This window comes from Streptomyces sp. NPDC048416 (assembly GCF_043200435.1).
Taxonomy (GTDB): Bacteria; Actinomycetota; Actinomycetes; order Streptomycetales; family Streptomycetaceae; genus Streptomyces.
Map to the genome: position 1 here is coordinate 30784 of NZ_JBICXU010000004.1, position 16698 is coordinate 47481.

At 73.6% G+C, this 16698-nt stretch carries 11 protein-coding genes; 6 read left to right on the plus strand and 5 right to left on the minus strand.

What is annotated here, in order from left to right; all coding sequences use genetic code 11:
- The first annotated feature begins 337 nt into the window (after positions 1-337).
- The 6 genes from ACGFW5_RS06775 to ACGFW5_RS06800 all read left to right on the plus strand — a co-directional run bounded on the left by ACGFW5_RS06775 (position 338) and on the right by ACGFW5_RS06800 (position 10184).
- Positions 338-4147 (plus strand): SCO5717 family growth-regulating ATPase, encoded by a 3810-nt coding sequence (locus tag ACGFW5_RS06775; RefSeq protein ID WP_393833115.1) that lies wholly within the window; start codon positions 338-340, stop codon positions 4145-4147.
- 229 nt (positions 4148-4376) lie between these two features.
- Positions 4377-6242, plus strand: coding sequence for an ABC transporter substrate-binding protein (locus ACGFW5_RS06780; protein ID WP_393833116.1), 1866 nt, complete (start codon positions 4377-4379; stop codon positions 6240-6242).
- A 3-nt stretch (positions 6243-6245) separates the two neighbouring features.
- On the plus strand, positions 6246-7313 hold the full coding sequence (locus tag ACGFW5_RS06785) for an ABC transporter permease (protein ID WP_393833117.1): 1068 nt from the start codon (positions 6246-6248) through the stop codon (positions 7311-7313).
- Positions 7310-8218: an ABC transporter permease gene (locus ACGFW5_RS06790; RefSeq protein WP_393833118.1), complete on the plus strand. Its 909-nt coding sequence runs from the start codon at positions 7310-7312 to the stop codon at positions 8216-8218. Before ACGFW5_RS06785 ends, ACGFW5_RS06790 begins: the two co-directional genes overlap by 4 nt.
- The gene (locus tag ACGFW5_RS06795) at positions 8215-9183 is read left to right on the plus strand and encodes an ABC transporter ATP-binding protein (protein ID WP_393833119.1); all 969 of its coding nucleotides are present in this window, start codon (positions 8215-8217) and stop codon (positions 9181-9183) included. The genes ACGFW5_RS06790 and ACGFW5_RS06795 overlap by 4 nt, the downstream gene beginning before the upstream one ends.
- Positions 9180-10184, plus strand: a complete 1005-nt coding sequence (locus ACGFW5_RS06800) for an ABC transporter ATP-binding protein (RefSeq protein ID WP_393833120.1) — start codon at positions 9180-9182, stop codon at positions 10182-10184. Before ACGFW5_RS06795 ends, ACGFW5_RS06800 begins: the two co-directional genes overlap by 4 nt.
- 24 nt (positions 10185-10208) lie before the next feature.
- Here the strand turns inward: ACGFW5_RS06800 and ACGFW5_RS06805 are convergent, their stop codons facing one another.
- The 5 genes from ACGFW5_RS06805 to ACGFW5_RS06825 all read right to left on the minus strand — a co-directional run bounded on the left by ACGFW5_RS06805 (position 10209) and on the right by ACGFW5_RS06825 (position 16634).
- Entirely contained in the window at positions 10209-11168 is a 960-nt protein-coding gene (locus tag ACGFW5_RS06805; RefSeq protein WP_393833121.1) for a bifunctional riboflavin kinase/FAD synthetase, read from the minus strand.
- Between the two features lie 44 nt (positions 11169-11212).
- On the minus strand, positions 11213-14779 hold the full coding sequence (locus ACGFW5_RS06810; protein WP_393833122.1) for a serine protease: 3567 nt from the start codon (positions 14777-14779) through the stop codon (positions 11213-11215).
- Between the two features lie 182 nt (positions 14780-14961).
- On the minus strand, positions 14962-15867 hold the full coding sequence (gene truB / locus ACGFW5_RS06815; RefSeq protein ID WP_393833123.1) for a tRNA pseudouridine(55) synthase TruB: 906 nt from the start codon (positions 15865-15867) through the stop codon (positions 14962-14964).
- On the minus strand, positions 15864-16307 hold the full coding sequence (gene rbfA / locus ACGFW5_RS06820; RefSeq protein ID WP_393833124.1) for a 30S ribosome-binding factor RbfA: 444 nt from the start codon (positions 16305-16307) through the stop codon (positions 15864-15866). The genes truB and rbfA overlap by 4 nt, the downstream gene beginning before the upstream one ends.
- Before the next feature lie 33 nt (positions 16308-16340).
- Positions 16341-16634 carry a DUF503 domain-containing protein gene (locus ACGFW5_RS06825; protein ID WP_393833125.1) on the minus strand — a complete coding sequence of 98 codons (294 nt, stop codon included), beginning with the start codon at positions 16632-16634 and terminating at the stop codon, positions 16341-16343.
- Positions 16635-16698 lie beyond the last annotated feature (64 nt).

Consider the following 16698-nt stretch of genomic DNA (forward strand, 5'->3'; position numbering starts at 1 on the left):
GTTGACCCGATCTGACCCTTTCGCCCCCCACGCTCCGCCCCTGCCCGGTCACTTCGGCGTCGCCCGTGGGGTGCGGGTGACGAAAGGGACAGTCGCTGGGGGCAACCGGGCCTGCCGTGGCGGTATTGCCGACGATTAGGGTGGGACGGACCGGGGGCAGGGATTCCACGGCGAGAGTGCGTCGTCCGTACGTTCAAGGGTGTCGCGGCGCTCGCCGCGGGCAGGGGCGGGCGACCGCGCACGACTCCGCGCCCGTCGCACAGGGATCCCCCCGGCCCCGTACATGCCAATGAAGCTCACGACCTCCACCCGGTCACAGGCGAACGAAAGGAAACCGGTGAACAGCGACCAGGACCAGTTCCGCACCGGCGGGAACGCGCGCGACGAGAATCGGTCCGACGCCGATCCCGAGACAACGGGTGAGTTCACCATCGACTACACCCCGCCCGCCTGGTACACCCAGGGCGCGCAGGACACCCCGCCGTCGGCCCCCGAGGAGCGGTCCGGTGAGGCGGGGGCTCCGGCGAGCCCGCTTCCGCCGCCGGTCGGTACGCCGATCGACGTGCCCGGGCTTCCGCCGACGGGCGGCTTCCAGCCCAACTGGAGCACCACCCCGCCGCCCCCGCCGCCCATGACATCGACCGCGCCCGGACCGGTCTTCCCGGGGCCGGTGCCTCCGCCCCTCGCGGCCACACCCGCACCCGCACCGAGGGCCAGCCGTCCCGCGGACGAGGGCGAGGCCTTCGGCGGTGGTGACATCGAGAGCGGCGCCACCATGCGCTTCTCGCCGTCGGCGCTGAAGCGGGAGTTCGAACAGCTCGAAGCGGCCGCCGCGGCGGCACGGGGCGAGGCCGCCCCGACGCCGGTTTCTGACGCTACGTCAGCAGTGGGTGGCGCAGCCGCCGCCGAGTCCCCCTCGGCACAGGCCCCCAACGCGCCGGAGGGCCCCGACGCCCCGGCAGCCGCCCCGGCAGCGGGAGCCGGCACCGACGGCCTCCGCGCCGAGGTTCCGGGCATCACCGCCGACACCGACGACGCCGCCGCCTCTGCCGACACGGCCGACACGGCCGACGGTTTGGGCCGGGCGGACGCGACTCGCTCCGGGGATGCGCCGAGCTCGACCAAGCCGGACGACTCGGATGAGTTGGATGACTCGGACGAGTTGGGCAACGTGCACAGCGTGGATGATGCGGGTGACGCGGACGACGGGGACGACGCATCCGCCAGGCACGTCGGCGGTACGTTCCCGACGGCGACCGGCACGGACGAGGCCGCTGAGGCGGACGAGATTCGCGGGGCCTCCGGGGCGTCGGCCGACGAGGCGGACGCCGTTTCGCAGCGGGACGCGGCACCGGCGGAGAGCACGCCGGCACCCCCGGCCTCGGACGCCCCGCCTGCCGACGCCGTTCCCGCCGATGCCCCTGACGGCCCGGCCGACGACGCCGAGATCACGGACGCGGTGCCGGTCGCGGATGCGGTGCCCGTTGCGGACGTGGTGCCCGTCTCTGACGCCGTGCCGGTCGCTGACGCCGTGCCGTCCGACGCCGTACCCTCCGACGTCTCGGCGCCGGGCCCCCAGGACGCACCCCCCGCCCCGCACGCTCCGGCGGATCAGCCCTGGGCGGCCAGTGCCCAGGCGCCGCACCCCGGGCTGCCTCCGCTCCCGCCCGCGTTCCAGCCGGCCGCGCCGACTGCGGCACCCCAGTGGCCGGTCCAGGGGCAGGGGCAGGGGCAGCCGATGCCGAACGCCTTCCCGGAGCAGGCCGCTCCGGCGCCGGCCTGGCCGCAGCAGCAGAGCGGTTACGGCTTCCCGCAGCAGGGCGCCACCCCGCCGAACACACCCGGCCCGCAGGCACCGCAGGGTGGCTACGGCTTCCCCCACCCGGGAGCCAACCCGGCCGCCGCGCCCGAGGCCACCCCGCCCGCGGCACCCAACCCCCCAGCGCCGCAAGGCGGTTACGGCTCCCCCCAGCAGGGCCCCGCCCCGACCGGCGGCGCCGCCCCCGCACCGCAAGGCAGCTACGGCTTCCCGCACCCAGGGGCGGCAACTCCCCCGGCCACGCCGAACGCCCCCGCACCGCAGGGCGGCTACGGCTTCCCCCACCCGGGAGCCAACCCGGCCGTGGCGCCCGAGGCCACCCCGCCCGCGGCACCCAACCCCCCGGCACCGCAAGGCGGATACGGCTTCCCCCAGCAGGGCCCCGTGCCCACCGACGCACCCGCCCCCGCACCGCAAGGCGGATACGGCTTCCCCCACCCAGGAGCCAACCCCGCCGCCGCGCCCGAGGCCGCCCCGCCCGCGGCACCCAACCCGCCAGCGCCGCAAGGCGGTTACGGCTTCCCCCAGCAAGGCCCCGTGCCCACCGACGCACCCAACCCCCCAGCACCGCAAGGCGGATACGGCTTCCCCCAGCAGGGGCAGGAGCAGGGTGGCGGCATCCCCCCGCAGGCACAGCCGCAGCCGGCGTCACAGCCGACGGCGCAGCCCGTCGATCCGCGGGCCGGTGCCGCGTGGCCCTCGCCGGTGACGCACGACCAGCGTGAGCGGTCGATGCCCGGCGCTCCGCTCGGCTACACCGCCGCCGTCGAGCTGTCCTCCGACCGGCTGCTGCGCAACAACAAGCCCAAGCCGAAGAGCAGCCGGGGACCGGCCGCCGGAGCCTCGCGTTTCAAGTTCGGCGCCAAGAAGGAGGAGGCCGAGCGTCAGCAGAAGCTCAACCTCATCCGCACGCCGGTGCTCTCCTGCTATCGGATCGCGGTCATCTCGCTCAAGGGCGGCGTCGGCAAGACCACGACGACGACCGCGCTCGGCGCGACCCTGGCCACCGAGCGGCAGGACAAGATCCTGGCGATCGACGCCAACCCGGACGCGGGCACGCTCGGCCGCCGGGTGCGCCGCGAGACCGGGGCCACCATTCGCGACCTGGTCCAGGCGATCCCGTACCTCAACTCGTACATGGACATCCGCCGCTTCACCTCGCAGGCGCCGTCGGGCCTGGAGATCATCGCGAACGACGTCGACCCTGCCGTGTCCACGACGTTCAACGACGAGGACTACCGGCGCGCGATCGACGTCCTGGGCAAGCAGTACCCGATCATCCTCACCGACTCGGGTACGGGCCTGCTCTACTCCGCGATGCGGGGCGTGCTCGACCTCGCCGACCAGTTGATCATCATCTCGACACCCTCCGTGGACGGTGCGTCCAGCGCCTCGACCACCCTGGACTGGCTCTCGGCACACGGCTACGCCGAACTCGTGCAGCGTTCGCTCACCGTCATCTCCGGGGTCCGCGAGACCGGCAAGATGATCAAGGTGGACGACATCGTGCAGCACTTCCAGACGCGCTGCCGCGGTGTGGTCGTGGTGCCGTTCGACGAGCACCTGTCGGCCGGCGCCGAGGTGGACCTCGACATGATGCGGCCCAAGACCCGGGAGGCGTACTTCAACCTCTCGGCCCTGGTGGCCGAGGACTTCGTACGGGCCCAGCAGCAGCAAGGGCTGTGGACGGGGGACGGGCACAACCCGCCGCCGCGTCTGGCCCCGCCGATGCCGGGTCAGCAGGGCGCTCCGGGGCAGCCGTTCCCCGACCAGGCCCAGCAATATCCGGCGCCGGGGCAGCCCTTCCAGTCCGCCCCGCCGCAAGCACACCCGCAGCCCCAGCCGGGTCAGCCCTACCCCGCCCAGGGCCAACCCCAGCCCGGCCAGCCGTTCCCGAACCAGGAGCAGGCGCAGGCGCAGGCGCAGGCGCAGCCGTTCCCGAACCAGGCACCGTTCGGTCAGGGGCAGCCGCAGCCCGGGCAGCCCGGGCAGATGGGCGGACAGCAGCCGGCCCCGGGCGGCCCGAACCAGCCCTACCCCGGCCAGCCGTACGCGGCTCAGCCCGCCCAGCCCGGCCGGCCGTACGCGGCTCAGCCCGCCCAGCCGGGGCAGGCGCCCTGGTCTCAGGCGGGCCCGCCCGTCCCCGGTCAGCCCTACCCGGCCGCCCCGCAGCCGCCCGCCGGGTGGCCGCACCAGGCGCCGCCGCCCCCCGTGGGCGAGGGCGCGCCCGGCGGTCCCGAGTCGCAGGCGCCCGCTCCCCCGCCGGGATGGCCGGGGCAGGACGCCGGTGGCCACGCTCCGCAGTCGCCGCCGCCTCCCCAGCAGTAAGGCGTCAGAGGACTGGACCAATGAAGGGCCCGCATCGTTCGAACGGTGCGGGCCCTCCGGCGTTTTCGCAGACCAAATGGCCTGCGATGCGTCGTTGACACGTCTAGACCACCCTGGTAAACCTTCGCCCACGCCCGTCGCCGCCTCCGCTCGACCGCCGATCAGACCCGATCACCCCTGCGATCCATCCTGCTTTTCCGTGTGAATGATGACGCGAGGTCACCGTCCCATGGCAAGAACAGTTCCGTCGCGCAAGGCTCTGCGGCCGTCGCGGCCCCGCAGCCTGTCGGCCCTGACGACCGTCGCCCTCGCACTCACCGTCGGGGCCCTGCTTCCCGCCCTCGCTCCGGCAACCGACGACGCGAAGGCCGGCGAGGACGCGAAGGCCGGCGAGAAGGTGCTCACCGCCGCCGTCTCCCAGAGCGTCGACTCCCTGAGTCCCTTTCTGGCCCAGCGGCTGATCAGCACCAGTGTGCTCCGGCTGATGTACGAGTACCTGACGGACTACGACCCGAAGGACGGCCACGCGATCCCGGGTCTGGCCACCGCGTGGAAGACCTCGCCGGACAAGCTGACGTGGACGTACACCATCCGGGGCGATACGACCTGGTCGGACGGGCAGCCGGTCACCGCGCAGGACGCGGCCTGGACGTTCAACACGATGATGAGCGACAGGGGCGCGGCGACCGCCAACGGCAGCTTCGTCTCGAACTTCAAGAGGGTCACCGCTCCCGACCCGACCACGCTCGTCGTCGAGCTCGAACGGCCCCAGGCGACGATGACGGCGCTCGACGTGCCCATCGTGCCCGAGCACGTGTGGAAGAAGGTCGGCGACTTCACCAAGTTCAACAACGACCAGCGCTTCCCCGTCGTCGGCGACGGCCCGTTCGTCCTGACCGACTACAAGGTCGACCGGTACATCAAGCTGAAGCCGAACAAACGCTTCTGGCGGGGTGCGCCCCCGTTCGACCAGTTGGTCTTCGCGTACTACAAGGACAATGACGCGGCCGTCGCGGCCCTGCGCAAGGGCGAGGTGTCCTTCGTCCCCAACGTGACGCCCGCGCAGGCGAGTTCACTGAAGTCCACGGCGGGCATCAAGGTCGACGACGCGCCCGGCCGGCGCTTCCTCGCGCTCGCCGTCAACCCGGGAGCGCGGTCCAGGGACGGCAGGAGGTTCGGCGACGGCAACCCGGCGCTGCTCGACCCGGCGGTGCGCCGGGCCCTCTTCGCGTCCGTCGACCGCACCATGCTCGTCGACAAGGTGTTCCAGGGCCACGCGGTCGAGGGCGAGGGCTACATCCCGCCCCGGTTCGCCGACTACTTCTGGCGACCGGCGCCCGATCAGAAGATCGCTTATGACCCGGGCAGGGCGGGCGCGCTGCTCGACCGGGCGGGCTACCCCAGGGGCGCCGACGGGCGGCGGCTGGGCAAGGACGGCGAACCGCTCGCCCTGCGGCTGCTCTGCCACGCCATCGACCCGAACGACAAGGCCATCAGCAAGTACCTCCAGGAGTGGTGGGGCAAGCTCGGCATCGGCCTGACCGTCGACTGCGTCGACAACGTCACCGATCCATGGATGGCCGGCGAGTACGACCTCGCCCTGGACGGCTACTCGGTCAGCCCCGACCCGGACTACGTCCTGTCCATCCACACCTGCGCCGCGCTGCCCGCGACCCCGCAGGTGAGCGGCCAGACGGACAACTTTGTCTGCGACAAGCGGTTCGACGCGCTGTACGCGGAGCAGTTGGCCGAATACGACACCGCCAAGCGGGCGGACCTGGTCAAGCAGATGGAGTCGCGCCTGTACGACATCGGGTACGTCAACGTCATGGCGTATCCCAACGCGGTCGAGGCGTACCGCACCGACCGGATCGAGTCGATCACCACGATGCCCGAGGCCGCGGGCAACATCTACGGCCAGGACGGCTACTGGAGCTGGTGGTCGGCCCGCCCCGCGCCGGGCTCGGCCGCGAGGGCGCACGGTGACGCTTCGGCGGGGCTCGTCCTCGGCATCGTCGCGGGCGTGATCGTACTGGCCGGGCTCGGCTCGTTCCTGCTCCTGCGCCGCCGCGCCGGCGCCGACGACCGTGAGTAGCCGATGACCACGGCGAATCCGGCCGGCACACCCGCCACGGTCGCAGGGGCGCGTACCGGACCGCGCGGCGGCCGCTTCGCGGCCACGGGCCCGGCCCTCACCTATCTGCGCTACGTGGGCGGCAGACTGGCAGGGGCCGTGGTCTCCCTGCTCGCGGTCCTCGTCACGAGTTTCTTCCTGTTCCGGATCGTCCCCGGTGACCCGGTCCGCACCATGACCCACGGCCGCCAGGTCTCCGCCGGTCAACTGGCGGCCCTGCGAAGCCAGTTCGGGCTCGATCTGCCGATGTGGCGGCAGTTCACGGACTACTGCGGCCGGGCGCTGACCGGCGATCTGGGCACCTCGTACCAGTTCCATGCCCCGGTCGGCACGCTCATCGCGCAGAAGCTCCCGGCGACGCTGCTCCTGACCGGCACGGCCGTCGTCCTCTATTCATCGCTCGGCATCTGGCTGGGCACCTGCGCGGCCTGGCGCCGTGGCGGCCTCGGCGACCGGCTCCACACCGGTCTCGCGCTGACGCTGTGGTCGGTGCCGTCGTTCTGGCTGGGGCTGCTGCTCATCATCACGTTCTCGGTGGGCACGGGCCCGGTCCCCGGTCTGTTCCCGACCGGCGGCATGGAGTCGGGCGACACGAGCGGTCCCGCTCATGTCCTGGACGTGGCGCACCACATGGTGCTGCCGGTGCTCACCCTGGTGGCGGTGCAGTACGCGCAGACCCTGCTGGTCATGCGGTCCTCGCTGCTCGACGAGATGGGCGGTGACTATCTGACGACGGCCCGCGCGAAGGGGCTGCGCGACGTCGCCGTGCGCCGCCACCACGCCGTGCCGAACGCCCTGCTGCCCACGGTCACGATGCTGTTCATCAACCTGGGCCATGTGGCGGCCGGTTCGATCCTGGTGGAGACGGTGTTCTCCTGGCCGGGGCTCGGCAGCCTGTTCTACCAGGCGCTGAGTGTGCCCGACCTCCCGTTGGTGCAGGGCCTGTTCATGGTGTTCGCGGGCGCGATGATCGTGATGAACCTCCTGGCCGACCTGCTGTATCCGCTGCTCGACCCGAGGGTGGGCCGATGACCACGACCACCGCGGCCGACCCGCCGGGCTCCCTGGCGTGGGCGCGCCGCCGCGACTCACTCGCCCGTTTCTGGCGCGCCTACCGCAGGCACCGGGCCGGGCTGTACGGTCTGGCGGGCCTGACGCTCATCGCCCTGATCGCGCTCACGGCGCCGCTCACCGTCGGCAGGGACATCCAGAGCGTGACCACCGCGCCCGGCGCGGCCCTGGAGTCCCCGAGCCTGCGGTTCCCGCTCGGCACCGATCAGTTCGGGCGCTCGCTGCTCGGCCTGCTGGTGTGGGGCGCCCGGATCTCGCTGGCCGTCGGGTTGCTCGCGGCGGCCCTGAGCGTGGCGATCGGCACCCTCGTCGGGATCCTGGCCGGGCACTACGGGGGCCGGCTCTCCACGGTATTGATGCGGATCACCGACTGGTTCCTCGTCATGCCGACGCTGGTGCTCGCGATCGTGCTGGCCACCGTCATGTCGCACAGCCTCTGGACGGTGATCCTGGCGATCGGCGTGACGTCCTGGCCGACCACGGCCCGGCTGGTGCGGGCGCAGACCATCGCCGTCGAGTCACGCCCGTACATCGAACGCGCCCGCGCGCTCGGCGGCGGCCACCGTCACATCATGAGCCGTCATGTCCTGCCGAACGTGATGCCGCTGGTCCTCGCGCAGACCACGCTGGGCATCTCCAACGCCATCCTCACCGAGGCCACCCTCGCCTTCCTGGGTCTGGGCGATCCCACGGTGGTGTCCTGGGGCGGCATGCTCCAGGACGCCCGTGAGGCGGGCGCGGTCTCCTCGGGGCACTGGTGGTACCTGGCGCCGCCCGGCATCGCGATCGCGCTGGTGGCACTGTCCTTCACGCTCTGCGGGCGGGCCGTCGAAGCCGTCCTCAATCCGAGGCTGGGGGCCCGATGAGCCTGCTGGAGATCAAGGACCTGCACGTCACGTACCCGGGCGGTGTGGCGGCCGTGCGCGGGGTGGACCTGACGATCGGGCCCGGCCGCAAGCTGGGCGTCGCGGGCGAGTCGGGCTGCGGCAAGTCGACCCTGGCGATGGCGCTGCTGCGGCTGCTCCCCGCGTCGGCGGAGCTCTCGGGGTCGGTGCTGCTCGACGGCGAGGACGTCCTGACCATGCGCTGGGGCCGGCTGCGGGCGGTGCGCTGGGCGGGCGCTTCCATCGTCTTCCAGGGGGCGATGCACTCGCTCAACGCGGTGCACCGGGTCGGCGACCAGATCGCCGAGCCGATCGTGCTGCACGGTCTGGCCACGCCGGCCGCGGCCCGCGCGCGCGTCGGTGAACTCCTCGAACAGGTCGGTCTGTCCGCCTCGCGGGCCGGCGCCTACCCGCACGAACTGTCCGGCGGCCAGCGCCAGCGCGTGATGATCGCGATGGCGCTCGCCTGCGCGCCCCGGCTCATCGTCGCGGACGAACCGACGACGGCGCTCGACGTGATGATCCAGGCGCAGATCCTGCGTCTGATCGAACGCCTTGTGGCCGACCGGGGCATCAGCCTTCTGATGATCAGTCACGATCTGGCGGTCCTCGCCGACACGTGCGACCGGCTCGCGGTGATGTACGCGGGCCGCATCGTCGAGGAGGGCCCGGCGCGCCAGGTCTGCACGGCGGCCCGGCACCCCTACGGCCGGGCCCTGTCCGCCGCCTTCCCGCGCATCGGCGACCCGGCGTCGCGCCGCGCGCCCCGGGGCCTGCCGGGTGATCCGCCCGACCCGTCCGCGCTGCCACCGGGCTGCACCTTCCATCCGCGCTGCCCGGCCGCGCTCGCCGTCTGCGCATCGGACGACCAGCCGTTGCGCGCCGCGGGCCCTGACCACCGGGTGGCCTGCGTGCACACCGGCTCCCTGTCGAGGAGTACCGCATGACCACCACGACGGGCCCGCTCCTGACCGCCGCCGGCCTGCACGTCACCTTCCCCGGCCGGCGCGGCGCCCCGCCCGCCCGTGCGGTGGACGGCGTCGAACTCACCGTCGGCGCCGGTGAGATCGTCGCCCTGGTCGGCGAGTCGGGCTGCGGCAAGACGACGCTCGCCCGGGCCCTGCTCGGTCTGGTCGTCCCGAGCGGCGGCACGGTCGCCTTCGACGGCAGCCCGCTCGACCACCACGCGCGCACCCTGAAGGCGTACCGCAGGCGGGTCCAGCTGGTGTTGCAGGACCCGAGCGGATCGCTGAACCCCCGGCACACGGTGTACGACGCCGTCGCCGAGGGGCTGCGCATCCACGGCTCACCCGGCGACGAGCGGGAGGTGGTGGCGCGGGCACTGTCGAGGGCGGGTCTGCGCCCGCCGGAGCGGTTCTTCCTGCGGTATCCGCACGAGCTGTCGGGCGGCCAGCGCCAGCGGGTGGTGATCGCGGGCGCGCTGGTCCTTTCGCCCGAACTGCTCGTCGCGGACGAGCCCGTGGCCTCCCTCGACGCGTCGGTGCGCGGCGAGATCCTGGCGCTGCTGCTGCGGCTGCGGGACGAGCTCGGCCTGTCCGCCCTGGTCGTCACGCATGATCTGGGTCTCGCCTGGAACATCGCGGACCGGGTGGCGGTGATGTACCTGGGCCGCATCGTGGAGACGGGTCCCGTCGAGGACGTCCTGACGAGCCCTCAACACCCTTACACCCAGGCCCTGTTGTCGGTTCTGCCGGAGTCCCCGGGCGATCCGGTGGTCCTCACCGGCGAGCCCCCGGATCCGTCCCGCGTTCCGGACGGCTGCCGCTTCCACGCCCGCTGCCAGGTCCTGGCGTCGGGCGAGGCCGAGCGCGCGGGCGTCGCGGAACGCTGCCGCACCCAGGACCTGCCGGTCCTGTCCGGCGGCACGGCGGCGCAGGTGGCGTGCCACTGGGCGGCCGCGGCCGGCTCCGGCTCCGGCTCCGGCTGAGACCCGTCCCGGCGCCGGGCGCTGCTAGCCGCGCCCGGCCTCGTAGGCCTCGATCAGTTCCGTGGACCGCTTCACGTCGTTGCCGATCGCTTCCAGCAGGTCCTCGATGGAGTCGAACTTGGCCATGCCGCGGACATAGGCGAGGAAGTCGACGGCGACGTGCAGCCCGTACAGGTCGAGTCCGACGCGGTCGATGGCGTAGGCCTCGACGGTGCGCTCGGTGCCGTCGAACTGCGGGTTGGTGCCGACCGAGATGGCCGCGGGCATCCGCTCGCCGTTCACCGTGAGCCAGCCCGCGTACACGCCGTCCGCGGGGATCGCGGTGTGTGGCAGTGTCTCGACGTTGGCCGTCGGGTAGCCGAGTTCGCGGCCGCGCTGGGCGCCGCGCACGACGACGCCCTCGACGCGGTGCGGCCGGCCAAGGATCTCGGCGGCGCCCTCGATGTCGCCGAGGCCGACGAGACGGCGGGTCAGGGTCGAGGAGAACGGCTCGCCGCCGCCCGCCTCGCCGCGCACCCGCAGGTCGATGAGCTCGACTTCGTAGTCGTAGGTGCGGCCGAGCTCGGCGAGGACGTCGACGTTGCCCGCCGCCTTGTGGCCGAAGCGGAAGTTGGGGCCCTCCACGACGAGTGTGGCGTGCAGCTTGTCGACGAGGACCTTCACCACGAAGTCGGCGGCCGAGAGCTTCGAGAACTCGCTGGTGAAGGGGAGGATGAGGATCGCGTCGACACCGAGCTCGGCCATCAGCTCCGCGCGCCGGTGGTGCGGGGCGAGCAGCGGCGGGTGGCTGCCGGGGCGCACGACCTCGCTGGGGTGCGGGTCGAAGGTGACCACGACGGAGGGCACGCCGAGCTCGCGGGCGCGCTCCACGGCCCGGCCGATGATCAGCTGGTGTCCGCGGTGCACCCCGTCGTAGGAGCCGATGGTGACGACGCTGCGTCCCCAGTCCTGGGGGATGTCCTCCAAGCCACGCCAGCGCTGCACTGTGACCGCTCCTCGAACCCGTGTACGTCGTTGACCCTTGCGCGTCATGCAGGTCTAAGACTGCCATGCCCGGCCGCCCGGGCCCGCATCGGCATGGGACTGCCCGGCATCCGTAGGGCGCGGCGGGCCACCGGGCCGACCACCGCGGCCCATTCGTGCGGCGCCCGGAGCAGCCATCCGCCGACCTGCGCGGCGAATCCGGGGGTCTCCCGGCACAGCTCGGCCAGGCGCAGGTCGAACCGGGCCGCGCCCTCGGGGGTGCGGGCGAACAGGAGCCCGGTGCGGTGCACGAGATCACGGGTGCGGGCCTCGGCCCGCTGTCCCGATCCGGTCGCCGCGGCGCCGAGCAGGGCGTCGACGACGCTCAGGTCGTACGAGGCGTACCCCTCGAATGCGAGGAGTACGTCTAGCAGCTCGGCGCGCAGCGGGCGCGAGGCCGGGGTGCCGGGCGCGGCCAGGACGGGGGCGAGCGCGCGCCGGACGGGGTGGCCGCGGACCCGCAGCAGGCTGGTCACCAGCGGGAAGAGCACGGCGCGCGCGGCCGGCCCGTATTCCAGCCGCCGGTCCACGAAGGCCGCGACGTGCCATGCCGCCCCGGGGTGGCGTACGGCGTGGTCCTGGACGAGGGCGGCGGCGCGGCGGGCCAGGGCCGGGGTGTTGATCTCCGCGAGCGCGTCGAGCACGTCGGCCGCCCCGGTGCCCCGCTCGTGCAGTCGGGTCCTCAACGCGGCGATGACGGGCTCGGGGTGGGTGGTGAGGGCCGTGGCGAGGGCCGCGGCCGGCAGGCCCGGGTCCCCCGCGCCGTAGTGGGCGAGCGCCTGGTCGAGGTGGTGGGCGCGGGTGCGCGGGTCGCGGATGAGGAGCGCGAGCGCGGCGCCGTGCAGCGGGGTGTCATCGGGGCGCGCGAGCAGCGCGACGGCGGCGTGGCGCAGCAGGTCGCGGTCGGTCGCGGTGCCCGCGCGCGGCGCGACGCGCGGCCCGTGCGCGGCGGCCGCGGCCCGCAGTTCGGGCCGTTCGTCGTTGGCCCAGCGGTCCACGGCGCGGCAGAGCGCGGACGGCTCGTCCTCGGCGAGCTGGGCGAGCAGTTCGTCGGCGTGGACGTGGGCGGTGGCCACCAGCGCCTCGGTGAGGTCGTCGACGGCGTGCGTCCGGCGCGCGTACAGCAGGGCCTGTGCGGCTCGCGCGACGGTGGGCCGCACCTCCGCGCCGGGCGGCACGGGCAGCGGCCGCTCGTCGGTGAACCAGCGGCACAGCAGCGGCTGCACGGCCGCGGGCTTCTCGGTGAGCAGGCGGTCGACGGCGTCCAGGTAGCGCTCCCAGCCGGGCGTCGCTCCCGGCACCCCGTCGGCGGGCACCAGGCGGCGCAGCAGGTCGAGCCTGCCGTCGTCGCCGAGCCGCAGCCGCGTCCAGAACCAGGGGCCGAACACGCCGTACGCCCCGAGGTGCGCCGGGCCGCCTTCGCGTACGCAGTGGCGGCTGATGCGGTCGGCGAGCAGACGCAGCACCTCCTGGTAGGGCCGCGCGTCGGCCACGCGCAGCAGCGTCCCGGACAGCAGGCGCGCGGCCCACCACGGGGCGTCGGCGGGCCCGCCGCCGTCGGCGGTGGCCGTCGCCGCCCGGTCGAGCGCCTGCACCAACTCCTTGAGTTTCAGGGCGAGTTGGGTGGATCCCTGTCGGCTCCCGAGCAGCAGCAGGGCTTCGAGGACGGGGCCGATGCGGTGCCGCGGGACGGGCAGGGAGCGTGCTGCGGCGGGTTCCCGTCCCGGCGGCGGTACGTGTCCTTCGGGGACGGCGCCGGGATGGGGGTGCGGGGGCGGCCGCACCCCGGCCCCCGGGTGGATCTCGTCGTACCAGCGGTGCACCAGGGCGTACAGCGCGGCGTCGAGGTCGAGATGGGCGGCCTGCACCCAGTCGCCAAGTTCCTCGTGCGCGAACCGGTAGCCCGCTCCGGCCGGCACGAGCAGCCCCTCGGTCAGCACCGCGGACGCCGAGCCCGTACGCCAGGGGAAGATCTCCTCGAACGACGCGCGGTCCAGCTCGCCCTGGCCGGGGCCAAGACAGCGGCGGGCCGCCTCGTGCACCTGGCCCGCGACGCGGGCCGCGAGCCGGCGCACCGCACTGCCGCGCAGGGGCGGCCGGGCCGAGGCGGCGACGCGTACCGCGATGCGCAGGCACATCAGGTCGAGGTGGGCCGAGAAGATCTCCTCGCGGTCGGGGCTGCCCTCGACCTCGTCGGGCAGTGCGGCCCGCACTTCGGCGAGCAGGCGCAGCGTCAGCGGGTGCCGGGCGTCGTGTCCGGCCGGCGCGGTGTCCGGGAGGCCGTGCCGTTGGCGGGCCTCGGCCGCTTCCGCGCACCCGAGGTCGCCGATGCGTACGGCGTCGGGCAGGCGGGGCTGCGGGGCCGGGTGCAGGACGCCTTCGGGGTAGCGCGCGCCGGCCTGCTCCCAGTGCTCGGGGCGGCAGGCGACCACCATGCGCGCCCCGGCCCGAGCGAGCCAGCCGACGGTTCCCGCGGTCCATTCGTCCAGGCGGTGGGCGAGCACGGGCGGCATCTCCTCCGGCCCGTCGAGCAGGAGAAGCAGCGGGCGCCCCGCCCGGCGGGCGAGCCACGCCACCTTGTCCGGTGTGGCCGCGCTTTCGCCGGGCGCCGTGGCGGCGGCGACGATGCGCGCCGCCTGGTTCAGGGCGCGGGCGACGGCGTCGGACACCGACGCGTCATCGGCCCGCAGGTCCGCGCCGCGCAGCCACAGCGTCGGCGCGGGTTCGGCGCCGCGGGCGCGGCGGGCGGCGCACGCGGCGAGCTCGGTGGTGCGTCCCGTGCCGGGGTCGCCGACGAGGCCGAGCACCAGGGCGTCCCCTTCGGTGAACGCCGTGAACTCCTCGATGACGGCGCGCCGTTCCACCGGGTCCTGCGCCAGGCCGGGGCCGCCCGCAAAGCCCACGGTGGTCGCGGTGAGCTGGAGCGCGCCTGCCAGGTTCAGGTCGCGGCCGTAGGCGGGCACGGTGGCGGCGTTGCGCCGCAGGAGGTCGGCGAGCGGGCCCTGCTCGGCGCGGAGCGGCATCGCGAACCCCGATGCGGGGTGCGGGGCGTGCAGCGCGGTGGCGACCACGCCGATGACGGCCCCGGTCACGGGGTCGAGGACGGGGCCCCCGCCGGCCTCGCCGCCGAGCCGCATGGCTTCGCTGCCGGCCGTGCCGATCGCCAACTCCAGGACGCCGTCCAGGAGATGGAAGCGGTCGCCGGCGGTGTACGTGGCGGGGGCGGTGCCCAGGACACGGGCTTCGCGCCACCCGTGGGCGGCGACTCGCACATAGGTGCCCGGCTCGATCCCGTCGCGCGCCGACGCCGGCAGGGGCCGCACGCCGAGCCCGTCGGTGCGCACGAGGGCGAGGCCTGCTTCGGGCAGGAGGGTGAGGTCGTCGGCCTCGGCCAGCCAGGTGCGGTCGCCGGGTGCGCGCAGGACGACCCTGGTCAGTCCGTCGACGGCTTCATGGCTGGTGACGACGGTCCCCCGGTCGTCGGCGACGAAGCCGGCCCCCCGGGTGCGCCCGGCCGGATCACAGATCCGTACCAACGTCTCCCGGCCCTCGCCCGCCACCCCACGTCCCATGTCCGAAACGGTAGTTCTGGGGTGATCCGCCCGAGAAGGACTCCTGCGGAAAGCGCCCCCCTGTGCTCCCGCGGTTCACTCCGAGCGCCCGCTCGATGGGGTGAATCCCCCGAGCGGTGCGGATGGACCTCTGGCAAGGGGGATCGTGGAGCGGGCCGTCCGCCCGCTCCACGGTGGGCCGCTCAGCCGAAGACGGCGAGGCTCTTGGCCTTGCCCTTCTGGCTCTCGACCAGCGCGAGGAAGGTGCCGTCGGGCCCGAAGACTCCGACCGCCTTGCCGGCCTCGTACTCGTCGGGCATGTCCAGGCGTACGCCGTTGAGGAGCAGCGAGCCGCGGCGCGCGTCCACGTCCCAGCGCGCGAAGGCGGCGGCCGCGGCGTCGGCGACCGGCATCACGGTGAGGGATTCCTGGAGCTGGTCGAGGGTGCTGGCCGCGTCGAGCCCGTACGGGCCGACACGGGTGCGGCGCAGCGCGGTGAGGTGTCCGCCGACGCCCAGCCCGGCCCCCAGGTCGCGGGCGAGTGCCCGGATGTAGGTGCCGGAGGAGCAGACGACCGAGACGACCAGGTCGATGACGGGGGTGCCGTCCTCGGCGACGGCCTCGCGCACGTCGTAGACACGGAAGGAGGAGACGGTCACCGGGCGGGCCGGGATCTCGAACTCCTCGCCGCCGCGCACCCGCGCGTAGGAACGCTTGCCGTCGATCTTGATGGCGGAGACCTTGGACGGCACCTGCATGATGGCGCCGGTCAGGGCGGCGACCCCCGCGTCGATGCCTTCGCGGGTCACCCGGGAGGCGTCGGTGGACGAGATGATCTCGCCCTCGGCGTCGTCGGTGACGGTGTCCTGGCCGAGCCGGATCGTGCCGAGGTATTCCTTCTCGGTCAGGGCGAGGTGCCCCAGGAGTTTGGTGGCCCGCTCCACGCCGAGGACGAGCACACCCGTCGCCATCGGGTCGAGGGTGCCGGCGTGGCCCACGCGGCGGGTCTTGGCGATGCCGCGCATCTTGGCCACGACGTCGTGCGAAGTGAAGCCCGACGGCTTGTCGACAATGACAAGTCCGTCGGGCGTCTTTGCTGCGGTGCTCATTCGGTGGCGTCGTCCTCGTCGCCGGGCTTCTTGTACGGGTCGGCCTCACCGGCGAACGTGGCGCCGGAGGACACCTCGCGCACCGCGGCGTCCGAGGCCCGTGCCTTGTCGAGCAGGTCCTCGATGGTCTTGGCGTTCTCGGGGAGCGCGTCCGCGATGAACGTCAGGGTGGGCGTGAACTTGGTGCCGGCGGCGGAGCCGACCGCGGAGCGCAGCACGCCCTTGGCACTCTCCAGGCCGGCCGCTGCCGCCGCCCGGTCCTCGTCGTCCCCGTACACCGTGTAGAAGACCGTGGCCTCCCGCAGGTCGCCGGTGACCCGGGTGTCCGTGATGGTGACGTGTGTTCCGAGGCGCGGGTCCTTGACGCCACGCAGCAGCTTTTCGGCCACCACCTCCCGGATGAGGTCCGCCAGCTTCTTCGCCCGCGCGTTGTCGGCCACTGGTCCTACTCCTTCTCAAGCCTTGCTCAGTGTTCAGTCTTCGTCGCTGTGGAGCCTGCGTCTGACCGACAGGAGCTCCACCTCGGGCCGGCCGGCCACAAGCCGCTCGCACCGGTCGAGTACGTCTGTGAGGTGACCCGTGTCCCCCGACACCACCGCGAGACCGATCTCGGCCCTGCGGTGCAGGTCCTGGTCGCCCACCTCCGCCACGCTCACCGCGTACTTGCGCTGGAGCTCGGCCACGATCGGCCGGACGACGGAGCGTTTCTCCTTCAGCGACCGTACGTCGCCGAGGAGCAGATCGAAGGACAGCGTCCCCACATACATGGATGTCCGGATGTCCCGCCGGTACGGGTTAGAGGACCCCGCCAAAGCCTTGGCGGGGACATCA

Bases quoted from the DNA above. Each gene is read 5' to 3' on its own strand.
- ACGFW5_RS06795 (WP_393833119.1), top strand. From the start codon at position 8,215: ATGAGCCTGCTGGAGATCAAGGACCTGCACGTCACGTACCCGGGCGGT.
- ACGFW5_RS06810 (WP_393833122.1), bottom strand. From the start codon at position 14,779: ATGGGACGTGGGGTGGCGGGCGAGGGCCGGGAGACGTTGGTACGGATC.
- ACGFW5_RS06785 (WP_393833117.1), top strand. From the start codon at position 6,246: ATGACCACGGCGAATCCGGCCGGCACACCCGCCACGGTCGCAGGGGCG.
- ACGFW5_RS06790 (WP_393833118.1), top strand. From the start codon at position 7,310: ATGACCACGACCACCGCGGCCGACCCGCCGGGCTCCCTGGCGTGGGCG.
- ACGFW5_RS06780 (WP_393833116.1), top strand. From the start codon at position 4,377: ATGGCAAGAACAGTTCCGTCGCGCAAGGCTCTGCGGCCGTCGCGGCCC.
- ACGFW5_RS06825 (WP_393833125.1), bottom strand. From the start codon at position 16,634: ATGTATGTGGGGACGCTGTCCTTCGATCTGCTCCTCGGCGACGTACGG.
- truB (WP_393833123.1), bottom strand. From the start codon at position 15,867: ATGAGCACCGCAGCAAAGACGCCCGACGGACTTGTCATTGTCGACAAG.
- ACGFW5_RS06800 (WP_393833120.1), top strand. From the start codon at position 9,180: ATGACCACCACGACGGGCCCGCTCCTGACCGCCGCCGGCCTGCACGTC.